Genomic DNA, 14,333 nt, shown 5'->3' on the forward strand with positions numbered 1-14,333 from the left:
GGACATCAAATGGATCGCCTGATGCATCGCTGCTGGCTGCGCGGAATTCGCCTGTCTATAGCTGAAGGCCAGTTGGCCATTGCCCATGGATCGCAGGGCGACTTGAACGCTGAGCTGGTAGCCGAGTTGCAGGCCCAGGGCCCCGAAGTGCTGCAATGGCTGCAACAGCACCCCGATTATTTCGATGCCCGACCATTGACGGATAACGAGCAGGCGCTCTGGTTTCTCCAGCGTCTGGAGCCTGAAAGCTGCGCCTACAACATTGCTTATGCCGGTCGTCTCAAGGCGCAGTTCTTTACCGAGGATTTCCCCCAGCGCCTGCAAGATGCCTGGGCCAAGGTGCAGCAGCGCTACCCGATGCTGTGTACGGCTTATGCCGAACGCAATGGCGAGTTGCTGCAATGGAGTCATCGCGAGAAGGTCCGGCCGTTGCAGCGTGTTGCATTGCAGGCAGCAAACGCCGAAACCCTGCAACAGCGTATTACCGAGCTGGCCGATGCGCCGTTCAATCTGGAAGCCGGTGAAGTCAGTCGCGTCGTTCTTTTGAGCAATTCACAGGGTAGCGAGACCGAATACAGCGTATTGCTGGTGATTCATCACATCGCTGCGGATCTGGCCACGTTCTACATTGTGCTCAATGAGTTGTTCGCATTGGTCAATGACCAGACGCTGCCTCCTGTAAATCCCGATGCGTATCGCGATTATTGCAGTGATCTGCATATTCGCAGCGAAGCGGCCGAACCTGCTGAACTGGCATGGTGGCAGGCACAACTGGCCGAAGCCCCTGCACTGGAATTGCCGACTGACTTTCCGTATGGCAGCAATCAGGCATTCAAGGGCGGCGAGTTGTCTGTTCGCTTCGATCCGGCTGCTACGGCCAGAATCCGTGCCGTCGCCCGTGGTCTGGGCGTAACGCCTTATGTGCTCTGGTTCTCGCTGTTCCAGCAGTTTCTCGGCGTGCTGTCGGGGCAGGACGACTTCGTGCTCGGGACGCCCAGCGGCTGGCGCTTGCGGCGTGAACACCTCAATCTGCCGGGCTATCTGGTCAACCCGCTGCCGATCCGTTGCCGTCTGCGCCGCGACTTGTCCAGTGGCGAGTGGGCAAAACAGGTGGACGCCACCGTCAAACAGGCCCTGCAACACCGTCACTATCCGTTCTCGCGTCTGGTCAAACAGCTCGATTTGCCAAGGCAGATGGGCAGGGCGCCGCTGTTCCAGCATATGTTCACCCTCAACAAGGAGCGTATCGCGCCTTTCGAGCAATATGTCGACCGCTTGATCTCGGAACAGCGCGGTGCCGCACACGAACTGAACATGGTGGTCATCGACGAGGAAGAAGGCTTCCTGTGCCGGTGGCGCTACAGCAAGGCGTTGTACCTCCATCAAACCATCGAACGTTATCGGGACCAGTTCGTGGCCCTGGTACATGCAGTGCTCGAACAACCCGAAGTGCCTTTTGCCGAACTGGACTGGCTGGCTGCGCAGCAGCAATCCTTCCTGAAGGGCGAGGACGTGCCGCTGGCCATCGACAATGCCTGGCAGGCTTTCACTCAACAGTGCGCCCTGCAACCTCAAGCGATTGCGTTGCAGGATGAAGAGGGCGTTCTCGGTTATGCCGAACTCGGCCGTGCGGTGGTCGCCCGTGGCGAGCGTTTGCAGGACGGTTTGAGTCTGGCGGGCAAGCGGATTGCCTTGTGCCTGCCGCGCAGTCGCGAACTGGTGATGCATATGCTCGCGGCCTGGCAGTGTTGCGCGACTTATCTGGCCCTCGACCCGCAATGGCCGCAGTCGCGCTTGCAGGACATTTGCCTGGATGCCACGCCTGAGGTGCTGGTTGGCGAAGGGGCGCGCCCCGAATGGTTGTCGGAACAGGTGCGCTGGCTGCCAATACCTTCTGCGCCGCTATTCAGTGATTCGCCGTTGCGCGCCGCGCTGGCGGCAGACCTGACAGCTTACGTGGTGTACACCTCGGGCTCCAGTGGCAAGCCAAAAGGGGTGAAGGTCAGCCAGGGCAACCTGATTCATTACGTGACCGGTTGTCTTGAACGCCTGAACCTGAGCGCTGATGCCAGCCTGGCCAGCCTCGCCAGTTGCGCGACCGACCTTGGGCATACGGCCTTGTTCGGGGCCTTGCTCAGTGGCCGCCGTCTGCGCCTGCTGGGCGAGGAACTGGCCTTCGACGCCGAGGAACTGGCCGCCGTGCTGGAGCGTGAGCCCGTCGATCTGCTGAAGATCGTGCCGTCACATCTCAACGCCTTGCTGGTCGCCAGAGATCCGCAGCGCTTACTGCCGCGCCAGTGTCTGGTCACAGGCGGCGAAGCGCTGGGCCATGATCTGGTCAGCCGCTTGCGCACCTTGAAAACGGATCTGCGCATCGTCAACCACTACGGCCCCAGCGAAACCACGGTCGGCGTCCTGACCCATGAAGTCGATGACAGCGGTGCTGCACCGTTAGGGCGACCACTGGCCAATGTTCAGGTCAGCGTGCGTTCGCCCGATGGCGCATTGTTGCCGATTGGCGTCAGCGGCGAGCTGTACATTCAGGGCGCAACAGTCGCACCGGGCTATCTCAGCGCTCCAGATGCGGATCACGCCCGTTTTGGTGAGTACGGCTATCGCACCGGCGACCGGGTACGACTCAATCATCAGGGCCAGGTGGAATTTCTTGGCCGGCTCGATGAACAGGTCAAGATCCGCGGCTACAGGGTAGAACCGGCAGAAGTCGCGGCCCAATTGCGTGCCATGGCGCAGGTCAGTGATGTCCGGGTGCTGAACATCCCGACGCCGTTGACCGGCAACCGTCTGGTGGCCTTCCTGATTGCGCCGCCGCAGGCTCTGGCCGACATCCAGAGCGTTCTGCAAACGCAACTGCCGGACTATATGCAGCCAGCCCAGTGGCATTGCCTTGAGCGCTTTGCCTTACTGGCTAATGGCAAGGTCGATCGTCAGGCATTGAAACATCTGAGCGAGCAGGCGCCGGTTCAGTCGTCTTCGGCAGAGCCGACAGGCAATCAACCCCTGAATGCCGTTGAAAGCACCTTGCTGGATATCTGGCGGACACTGCTTGGCAAGCCCGAACTCGGGCCGGACGATAACTTCTTCGCCCATGGCGGTGACTCCATCCTCGGCCTGCAAATCATTGCTCTGGCGCGTCAGCAACAAATCCTGATGACGCCCAAGCAATTGTTCGCCGAGCAAAGCGTGCGGGCCTTGGCGCGAGTGGCGCAGACACCGCAGAGCAAACTCGAAAAACGCCTGCTGGAAATCGCCCGTGAGATTCTCGACAAGCCTGACCTGAGTGCCGACGACAACTTCTTCACGGCAGGTGGTGATTCGATTCTGAGTTTGCAGATCATCGCCAAGGCCAAGCAGCAACGCCTGCAACTCAAGCCCAAGCAAATCTTCGAGTTCCCCACCGTGCGCGGTTGGGCAGAGCAGGTGGTTGACCTTGGCGCGGCAAACGAAGGTGCAACACCAAAGGCCCAGGAACCCACCACAGCCTTTGCCTTGACACCGATTCAGGAATGGTTCTTCGCTCAGCAGCAAACCCGGCCCGGCTACTGGAACCAGTCGCTGTTGCTGGCACTGGACGAGCCACTGGATCAGGAACGCTTTACCCAGGCCGTTGGCGCATTGCTCAAACGCCATGCCAGCCTGCGCCTGACCTTCGAGGCCTCGGAAAACGGTTGGCAACAACGTTATCAGGCCTTTTCCGAAAGGCAGGCCGAAGCGCTGTTGCACGTGGAGCAGGAGCCTCTGAGCGAGGCCTTGCTGCAACGCTGGCAGCAGGGTTTCAGCCTCGATCAGGCACCCTTGATCCGCTGGGTGTATTTCTCCCACAGCCGGGAGCTGTTGTGTACGGCCCATCACCTGCTGGTGGATGCGGTGTCATGGCAAGTACTGCTGGAAGAACTGGAAAGCCTGTACCTGCAACCGAACCTGGCTCTGCCAGCCGTCTCGGCGGGTTTCCATGTGTGGAGCGAAGCCTTGCAGCGCCATCGCAGCGAACCCGAAGTACTGGCTCAGGTGGATTACTGGCATGAGCAACTGGTTGCTGAAGGCGTAGCCCTGGAGCAGACCAATGAATACGGCGAAAGCCGCACTCTGGATACGCAACTTTCGGTTGAGCAGACGCAATTGTTGCAAGGCGATTGCCACTCAGCCTACGGCACTCAGGTCCAGGATCTGCTGGTGGCGGCACTGGCCGGTGTCATCGGCCAATGGCAAGGGCGCGAGCGAGTCACCCTTGAGCTGGAAAGCCATGGTCGCAGCGGCTGGGAACAAGGCCCTGACTTGTCCCGCTCTGTGGGCTGGCACACCAGTCGCTACCCTCTGGCAGTCAAGACTTCCTGGGACCTTGAGTCCTCGATCATTGCGGCCAAGGAAGCTCTGCGCCGGGTCCCCGAGCAAGGCATCGGCTACGGCCTGTTGCGCCTCGACCCGGCCAATGAGCTGAAAGCGGCCTCGCTGCTGACCTTCAACTATCTGGGCCGTGTCGATCAATGGCTTGGAGCGTCGCGTCTCTGGCGCCTGTCCCGGCCGATCTGTCCTGGCATGCGTGCGGACAATACCCGCCGCACCCACTGGCTGGATGTAACGGTGCTGGAGAACGAAGGACGACTGCATATCGAATGGCGCTATGCCCCGCACGTGCATGACCACGCGCTGGTAAATGGATTGGCGCAACAGTTTGTGCAGCAGATCGGCGCCTTGCTGGAGCACTGTCTGTCTCCAACGGCTGGCCGCGCCACGGCTTCGGACTTCGCTGACTCAGGCCTGTCCGACGATGAATTCCTGGGCCTGCTCGAACAGCTTGAGCAGTGACACCCCTGCGTCCCCTACATTAAAGGTTCGGATACCGTCAGCATGAACGACAAGGTCAAAGCACTTTCGCGCAATATCGAAGCGATTTACCCGTTGGCTCCCATGCAGCAAGGATTGCTGTTCCACAGCCTGCTGCACCCCGGCAAGGGGATGTACCTGCTGCAATATCGCCATGTCATGGTCATGCCCGACCTCGATCTGGACGCTTTCCGCCAGGCCTGGGCGCAGGTGGTGGAGCGTCACGAGTTGCTACGCACTTCTTTTGTCTGGAAGCAGCAAAAGCGTCCGATGCAGGTGGTACACAAGCAGGTCGAACTGCCGATCACCTATGAAGACTGGTCGCACCTGAGTGACAGCGAGCAACAGGACCGTCTTGAGCAGTTGCTGAGCGAAGAACGCGCCCAAGGGCTGGACTTTACCAAGGCACCCTTGATGCGGGTCAGGCTGTACAAGATTGCACCCGACACCTATCAGTTCGTGCGCAGTTATCACCACATCCTGATGGATGCCTGGTGCTTCTCGATCATCATGATGGACTTCCTCAACGGCTACCGCGCTGCTCAGGAGGGCCTCCGCCTGAACCTGCCGGCACCGCGTCCGTACCGCGATTTCATTCGCTGGCTGGAAACCCAGAAACCGGAAGATCATCAGGACTTCTGGCAGCAACGCCTGGCTGGTTTCGATACGCCCAACGAGTTTGGCTTTGGCCATGTGGGGCGTATCCAGGATGTCGCCGAGCCCGTTGAAGACTGCGTCGAGCATCTGACTCTCGAACAGACCCAAAGCCTGCAAAACACCGCTGCCCGCCACGGCATTACCCTGAACACTCTGGTGCAGGGCGCCTGGGCTTTGTTGCTCGCGCGCTACAGCGGTGATCGCGATCTGGTGTTCGGTATCACTGTGGCCGGGCGTCCGGTTCACTTGCAGGGTATGGAAAGCATTGTCGGCCTGTTTATCAATAGCCTGCCGCTACGCTGGAGCTGGCAGCCGGACGATGCGCTGGGCCCATGGCTCAAAGCCTTGCAGACCGAGAACCTGAGCCTGCGGGAGCACGAAAGCGTTTCCCTGGCCGAAATCCAGCGCTGGAGTGAAGTGCAGCGTCAGGATCTGTTCCAGAGCCTGTTCGTGTTCGAGAACGCGCCGATTGCTTCCGACCTGCGTCAGAGCCAGCTGGATTATCTGATCAGCGACATGGCCAACCGAACCCACACGAACTACCCCGTGACTGTGGTGATCGTTCCGGGCGAACGTCTGCATTTGCAACTGACCTATCAGACCGACTGGTTCCTGCGCGAAGAAATCGAGCAGATGTTGCGCCACTTCCAGACCTTGCTGCTGAACATGGGTGAAGCGCTGAGCGCGAAGCCCGACACGCCCTTGCATCATCTGGCCATGCTCGATGAGCGTGAAATTGCCCTTCAGCATCAGGTCTGGGCCGGTGGTGGTCTGGCCGCCGATGAGCAACTGCTGCAACCCTTGTACATCGAGCGCTTGCAGCAACAGGTTCGCCAGACGCCTGATCGCGTGGCCATTGTGCATGGCGAACAGAGCCTGACTTTCGACCAGTTGAACCGTGCGGCCAACCGTCTGGCCCGGCATCTGCGGGCCGTGGGTGTCAAATCCGACGACTTGATCGCAGTGTTCGACGAGCGTGGTCTGGATCTGGTGGTGATGATCGTCGCGACCCTCAAGGCCGGTGCAGGCTGGCTGCCACTCGATCCGCGCAACCCGCCACAACGTCTGGCTCAGGTGCTGCGCCAGAGCCGCACGCCCTTGCTGATCCACAGCGCAGGGCAGGGCGAGCTGGCGATGGAGGCCGTGGAACTCCTGGAGCAGCCACTCAAGTCGGTGCTCTACGACACGTCGGTATTGAGCAGTTACAGCGATGACGACCTGAACATTCCGGTTCATGACAACTCGCTGGCCTATTGCATCTTCACGTCCGGCTCCACCGGCACGCCCAAGGGCGCGATGGTGGCCCACGCGGGCATGCTCAACAATATTCTCGGCAAACTGCCGGGGCTTGGGCTCGATGCCAATGACGTGATTGCCCAGACCGCGCCGCAATGTTTCGACATCTCCGTCTGGCAAACCCTGGCCGGTATGGTGCTGGGTGCGCGGACCGTGATTCTTGGCGATTGCGTGGTGCAGAACCCCGACGATCTGGCGTCAGCCATCGAGCGGCATGGCATCAGCATTCTTGAAGCGGTGCCGTCGCTGATGCAGAGCCTGCTCGATGCAGGCCTGGACCGTTCGCGTCTGCGCTGGGTACTGGCCACCGGCGAAGCGCTGCCACCAGCCCTGGCACGGCGCTGGTTCGAGCGTTATCCCGCGATCCCGTTGATGAACGCCTATGGCCCGGCCGAATGCTCCGATGACGTGGCGTTCCATCCGTTGCTTGAGCGTTTGCCCGAGCAACGCATCAACGTGCCCATTGGCCGCGCCACACTCAACAACCGTCTTTACCTGCTCAATGCCGACCTGCAACCCATTCCTGCCGGTGCAGTGGGGGAAATCTTCGTTGCCGGTGTGGGTGTCGGTCGCGGTTACATGGCCGACCCGGCACGCACGGCGGCGGTGTTTTTACCGGACCCGATTGCCAACGATGGCAGCCGTATCTACCGCACGGGCGACCTGGCGCGCTTCCTGCCCAATGGCGATCTGGAATACGTCGGTCGTACCGACCATCAGGTCAAGATCCGTGGACATCGTATCGAACTGGACGAAATCGAAGCCTGCCTGACCCGTTACCCAGGTGTCCGGGAAGCGGTGGTGGTGGCCCGCGATGATCAGCAGCGCTCCAAAGTGCTGGTGGCCTATGTGGTAGCCGATACCCAGCCGGGCATCGAAGCTTTGCGCGAGCATGTGCTCGGTAATCTGCCGCCGTACATGACGCCGAGTGCATTCATGTTCCTGGAGCGCTTCCCGCTCAATGGCAACGGCAAGATCGACCGCAAATCCTTGCCTGCGCCGGATTTTGCCGCGCAAAGCCAGGCTCGTTATGTGGCGCCAAGCAGCGAGCTGCAAGGCCAGATGGTCGAAGCCTGGCAAAGCGTGCTGGGGCTCGATCAGGTCGGTGTCGAAGACAACTTCTTTGAACTGGGCGGCCATTCACTGCTGGCCACGCAACTGATCGGCCTGATCGGCAAGCTCAGCGGTAAAGATCTGCCACTGCGCGTGGTATTCGAGCGGCCAACCATCGCGGCCATGGCCGACTGGCTGGAAAACCGTACCGATACCGCCAAGTCATCGCCGACGCTCTTGCCGCGTCCTGAAAAACTGCCGCTGTCCTTTGCCCAGCAACGGCTGTGGTTCCTGCAACAGCTAGACCCGCAAAGCCCGGCCTATAACCTGGCCGGCGCGGTGCGCCTGACCGGTGATCTGAGTATCGCCGACCTGCAGGCAGCCTTGCAGACCTTGCTCGACCGTCATGAAGTGTTGCGCACCGGCTTCATCAGCGGGGCCGAGGGGCCGAGCCAGGTGATTCTGCCCCGTAGCGAGCTTGAGCTGCCACTGATCGACGTACGCAGCGAAGAAGCACTGCACGACCTGCTGCGCCAGGATGCAATGACGCCGTTCGATCTGGAAGCCGCACCGTTGCTGCGTGCCAGGCTTTATCGTCTGGCGCCCGAAGCGTTTGTCCTGTCGCTGAACTGCCATCACATCGTTGCCGATGGCTGGTCCCTGCAACTGATCATCGATGGTTTGTGCAAGCAGTACCGCAATCTTCGTCAAGGCCTGGCCGCAGATGCCCCGGCAGTATCGATGCAATACGCCGATTACGCCCTGTGGCAGCATCAATGGATGAGCAGCAAGGCCTGCGAACAGGAACTGAGCTTCTGGCGCGGGCAACTGGCAGGTGAATTGCCGGTACTGGAACTGGCGGCAGATTTCCCGCGTCCCGTCCAGGCCAGCCAGAACGGCGGGCGCGTCGAGCAGCGCCTGCCTGAAGCGTTGACCGCACGCTTGCGGGCCTTCAGCGCCCGTCACGGCTGGAGCAATTTTGTCCCGATGCTGGCTGCATTCCAGTTGCTGTTGCGCAGCCGCAGCGGTGAAGACGACATCATTGTCGGGGTGCCGGCTGCCAACCGGCATCATGCAGCGTTGCAGCCTCTGGTCGGCTGCTTCGTCAATACGCTGGTGTACCGCAAGAAGCTGTCCGGCGAGCGCAGCCTGTTGCAATTGATGAGCGAGTTGCAGGCACTTTCCGTGTCGGTGCAGTCCCATCAGGATTTGCCGTTCGATTACCTGATCGAACAACTCGGAGTGGCGCGGCAAGTCAGTTACAACCCGCTGTTCCAGGTCATGTTCAACTACTTCCCGGGCAATGCGCTGGAGCGTTTCGAGCTGACCGATGTCATCGCCGAGCCACTGGACAACCGTCCGGACAGCGCCTTGTGCGACCTGCACCTGGATGTGCGTGACAGCGAGCATGGCATCAGCCTGAGCCTGCAATACAGCAGCGATCTGTTCCGCGAGCAGACCGTGCAAATCATGGCCGGTCAATATCTGGCACTGCTGGATGCCTTGCTCGACCAACCGGAAAAAGCCCTGGGTGAACTGGCCTGGCAACCTGCCGAACGTGCCTTGGCACGTCTCGACGGCCCTGAAGTCGATGGCCATCAGGACATTCTCCAGGCCTTTGACCTTCAGGTTGCCCGTCAGCCCGACGCCATTGCCGTCCTGTCAGGCAATCAGCGCCTTACCTATGCCGAACTGAATCAGGCAGCCGAACGACTGGCAGCAGTGTTGCAGGCCCATGGTGTCGGTATCGAAGATCGTGTGGCCTTCAGCTTGCCCCGCGATGCCCGTCTGCCTACGACCATGCTGGCCATCCTCAAGGCTGGCGCAGCCTATGTGCCGCTGGCCGAAGACACGCCACCGGAACGTGGTCGTTACATTCTGGAAGCTGCGCAACCCCGGATATGCCTGGGCACTGCCGCGAGCCTGGAAGCGTTGGCCGAGTGGAACAGCGGCGTGCCGTTGCTGGATATCGACACTCTGAACTCGACCGAAGCACTCCGGACACCGGCATGGACAGCGGATCAACTCGCCTACGTGCTGTACACCTCAGGCTCCACCGGCAAGCCCAAAGGTGTGGCGATCAGCCGTGGCAACCTGATGAACCTGATGCTGGCTGTCGGGCAAGTCCTGCCGCTGACCAGTCAGGACCGGGTGCTGGCCTTGACTACCGCGACCTTCGACATTGCCATTGTCGAACTGCTGCTACCGCTGGCCCATGGCGCAAGCATCCTGCTGGCTGATCGTGAACAGGCGCGGGACCCGCAAGCCATCGATCAACTGCTGCTGGCTTCACAACCGACGGTCATGCAGGCCACGCCAGCGACCTGGCGGATGCTGGTTGCTCATACCTCGCGCAGTTGGCAAGGTGTGCGGGCCATTTCCGGTGGCGAAGCCTTGCCCTGTGCGCTGGCCGAAGCCATCGAGGGCAGGGGAGCCAGGGTCATCAACGGTTACGGGCCGACAGAGGCAACGGTCTATAGCACCTTCGAGATCCGCAATGGCAGTGAGACTGGCGTGGAAGTGCCCATCGGGCAGCCTGTGGCCAATACCGCTGCCTATGTTCTGGATGCCGACCTGCAACCTGTGGCCGCAGGCGTTCCCGGTGAACTGTATCTGGCCGGTGCCAACCTGGGCCGTGGCTACTTCGCCGCGCCAAGACTGACCGCAGCGGCATTCCTGCCCGACCCATTCGTGGCCGGCGCCCGCATGTACCGCACCGGTGACCGGGTACGCCGCAACAGCAATGGCAGTCTGGATTACCTGGGTCGTCTGGACTTCCAGGTCAAACTGCGCGGTTTCCGTATCGAACTGGGGGAAATCGAAGCATTGCTGGCGCGTATCCCCGGCGTTCGCGAGGCGGCTGTCGTGCTGCTGGGCAACGGTGAAGCGGCGCGGCTGGTGGGTTATTACGCTGGCGATGTGCAGGATGAAACGCTGCTGCGCGAAACCCTTGGCGCACAACTGCCGGACTACATGCTGCCAAGTCAGTTTGTGCATCTGGACACCTTGCCGTTGAGCCCGAGCGGCAAGGTTGATCGCAAGGCGTTGCCGGAGCCGCTCCAGCGCGACGGCCATCGCGGTGTGCTTTCCGGCGAGTGGGAGCAGGAACTGGCGCGGCTCTGGGAAGAGCTGTTGGGCAGCAACGACATTGGTGCCGAGGATAATTTCTTCGCCTTGGGCGGCCATTCGCTGCTGGCGGCGCGTCTGGTGGCGCGTATTGCCGAACAGCATGGTAGACGCCTGCCATTGCGCACGCTGTTCGAGCACCCGGTCCTGCGGGATCTGGCTGCGCAACTGGCGGCGATCAGTGTTGAGTCCGAAGGCATCCTGCGTCCTTTCAAGGAGCCTTTGGCACCGCTGCATTTCACCCAGCAGCGTCTGTGGTTCCTGGATCGTCTGCAAGGCGATACCCAGGCTTATCATCTGTCTCTGGCCTTGCGTCTGGATGCAGTTCTGCAACCGGCAGTGCTGGAGCAGGCCCTGACCCAACTGATCAGCCGTCAGCACAGCCTGCGCACGGTATTCAGCGACACCGCCGAAGGCGCACGCCAGCGTGTCGAGGATCAGGCAGCGGTGCAGGTGAGCATCGAGCCGCTGGAAGTCGACGAACGTTCGTCAGCCTTCGCACAAAAACTGAGCCAGGAAGCACAGCGCACTTTCGATCTCACGGCATCGCCGCTGTTCAGAGTGCGCGTGTATCAAGGTCAAGGCCGAAGCGTGTTGCAGGTCACGCTGCATCACATCATCGCTGACGCCCGTTCACTGGATATCTTCTTCAATGAACTGCAACTGATCTATCAGGCCATTCTGGAAGGCCGCAATGCTTGCCTGCCGCCACTGCCGTTGCAGTTCTCCGACATTGCGGCGAGTTGGCAAGGCCCGGCCGGGCAGGCGCTGATCGAGTCGCAGTTTGAATACTGGCGCAAGACCCTGGCAGGCGAGCCGCCGGTGCTGAACCTGCCAACTGATTTGCCTCGCCCTGCGGAGCAAGGCTACAACGGCCAGCGCCTGCGCTTCAGCCTGCCCGCCACGTTGGTCGGTCAGTTGCGGGAAACCGCTCAAAGTCATGGCCTGACGGCGTTCGCACCCTTGCTGGCTGCCTGGAAAACCCTGTTGGCCAGACACTCTGGCCAGCGTGAAATCTGGATCGGTCTGCCTGTCGCTCATCGCCATCAAGCCCATACCGATAACCTGATCGGCTATTTCGCCACCACTCAGGTCTTGCGCAGCAGCATTGATCCGCTGCAATCGGTCGAGCAGTTCTGGCAGCAACTGCAAGCCACACATCTGGCGGCGCAACAGCATGGCGACGTGCCGTTCGAGCGTTTGGTGGAAGCCCTGCAAGTGCGCCGCGACCTGAGCCATACGCCGCTGTTCCAGGCACTGTTCAACCTGATCCAGCGAGATGTCGGCGCATCGGTGGAGCACAATTTTGCCGGCGTGCCGGTGCAGCGCCTGAATGTCGAAAGCGACAGCGCACTGGTGGATATCGGTCTGCATATCGAGCAGCACGGTGAGGACTGGCAGTGCGTGCTGGAGTACAACACCGACCTGTTCCTGCCACGCACTGCGCAACGCTATGCCGACGAATATCGCAATCTGCTCGAAGGCATGCTGAAACAACCTGAAGCACGCCTGTGGGATATCGATCTGGCCAATGCCGATCACGCGCTGGACGAGCGCCCATGGAACCTGCCAGCCCAGGCCTTGCAGCGCGAAGTGGACCTGATTGCCCGTTTCGAGCGGCAAGTGGAACTGACACCTGATGCGCTGGCTGTTGATTGCCAGGACCAGCAATGGACTTATGGGCAACTCAATGCCCGTAGCAACCGCCTGGCCCATTGGCTGCGCGCTCAAGGTGTCGGCACCGATGACCTGATTGCCGTCTGCCTGACACGCGGCCCATGGCTGTTGCCAACCCTGCTGGCCATTCACAAGGCCGGGGCGGCGTACCTGCCACTGGACCCGCAACATCCGGCAGACCGCCTGCGTTTCATCATCGAACACGCGCGTCCGGCACTGGTGCTTGGCGAAAGCCTGAGTGCCGAGGCATTGAGCGGCGTCGATAAGGCTCTGCTCGATCAACTGGCGCTGGATGACTACAGTGCCGACAACCTGAAACTGGCGGTCAACCCGCAGCAACGGGCCTATGTCATCTACACCTCGGGTTCGACCGGTACACCGAAAGGCGTGCAGGTCACACGCGACAACCTGAGCAACCTGCTGGCAGGCCTAGACCGGCAGTTGCCACTCGGCGCTGATGATGTCTGGCTCGCCAGCACCACCTACGCCTTCGATATGTGCAAGCCGGAGCTGTTCCTGCCGCTGGTCAATGGCGCAGCCATACTGCTTGCGCGTCGTGAGCAGGTTGTCGATGGGCACCAACTGTTTGCCTTGCTGCGCCGCGCCACAGTGTTCCAGGCAACACCGGCAGGCTGGCAGATTCTGCTGGAAACCGGGCAGGCCGACTGGCCTCCTGTACGCGGCCTGATCGGTGGCGAAGCGGTGCCGGGGGAACTGGTGACCGAGCTGCGCAGCCGTGGCGTGACGCTGATCAACGCCTATGGCCCGACGGAAACCACCGTCTGGTCGACGACTCAGGCGTTGCAGGAAGTGCCGAGCGGCGTTGCCGATATTGGCTCGCCGTTGCTCAACACCCGCTGCTATGTCCTCGACGAAATGCTGCGCCCGGTGCCTCTGGGCACCACCGGTGAGCTGTATATCGCAGGTTCCGGTGTGACCCGTGGCTATCAGCATGCTGCTGCGATCACGGCTGCGGCCTATCTGCCCGATCCTTATGCCCGCGAGCCTGGCAGCCGCATGTATCGCACCGGCGATCTGGTGCGCCGCCGCAATGACGGTCGGCTGGCCTACGTGGGGCGCAGTGACTTCCAGATCAAGGTGCGGGGTTTCCGCATCGAGCCGGGCGAGATCGAATCGCTGCTGCGCCGCTACCCTGGCGTGGAAGAAGCCGTGGTGATGATCGATGCGCGCAGTCAGAGCCTGTTCGCCTGGCTGCAAACGCCGAGCCCGGTGGATCAGGCGGCATTGCGTCGCCATCTGGAGGGCGTATTGCCGGGCTACATGATCCCCGCCGGTTTCATCGAGCAGCCGCGTTTTGCCCTGAACGCCAACGGCAAGATCGACCGCAAGAGCCTGCCTGCGCCGCAACCGGTCGCTACTCAGGGAGTGGCGCCGCGCAACGAACTGGAACAGCAACTGGCCGAAATCTGGCAGGAGCTGCTCGAAGTGCCGCAAGTCGGAGTGTTCACCAGCTTCTTTGAACTGGGCGGCCATTCATTGCTGGCGATGCGCTTGATGACCCGGGTCGAGAACCGATTCGGCATCAAGATCGAACTGCGCAGCCTGTTCCACAACCCGACGATTGCCGCGCTTGCCGAGCAGATCGAAAAACCCCAAGGGCCTTCCACGGATGAAGCCCTGGACGAAATGCAGCGTCTGCTATCAGAGATGGAAGAATAAGA

The 14,333-nt window shown here is 61.1% G+C and carries 2 protein-coding genes; both read left to right on the plus strand.

Going from position 1 to position 14,333, the window contains the following annotated elements; all coding sequences use genetic code 11:
* Positions 1-9: 9 nt before the first annotated feature.
* Complete coding sequence (locus JL015_RS01145; protein ID WP_201017077.1) at positions 10-4,824, plus strand: non-ribosomal peptide synthetase; 4,815 nt, start codon at positions 10-12, stop codon at positions 4,822-4,824.
* Positions 4,825-4,866: 42 nt separating this feature from the next.
* Positions 4,867-14,331 carry a non-ribosomal peptide synthetase gene (locus JL015_RS01150; protein WP_201017078.1) on the plus strand — a complete coding sequence of 3,155 codons (9,465 nt, stop codon included), beginning with the start codon at positions 4,867-4,869 and terminating at the stop codon, positions 14,329-14,331.
* The last annotated feature ends 2 nt before the right edge of the window (positions 14,332-14,333 follow it).

Source organism: Pseudomonas cichorii, assembly GCF_015471405.1.
Lineage (GTDB): Bacteria > Pseudomonadota > Gammaproteobacteria > Pseudomonadales > Pseudomonadaceae > Aquipseudomonas > Aquipseudomonas serbiensis.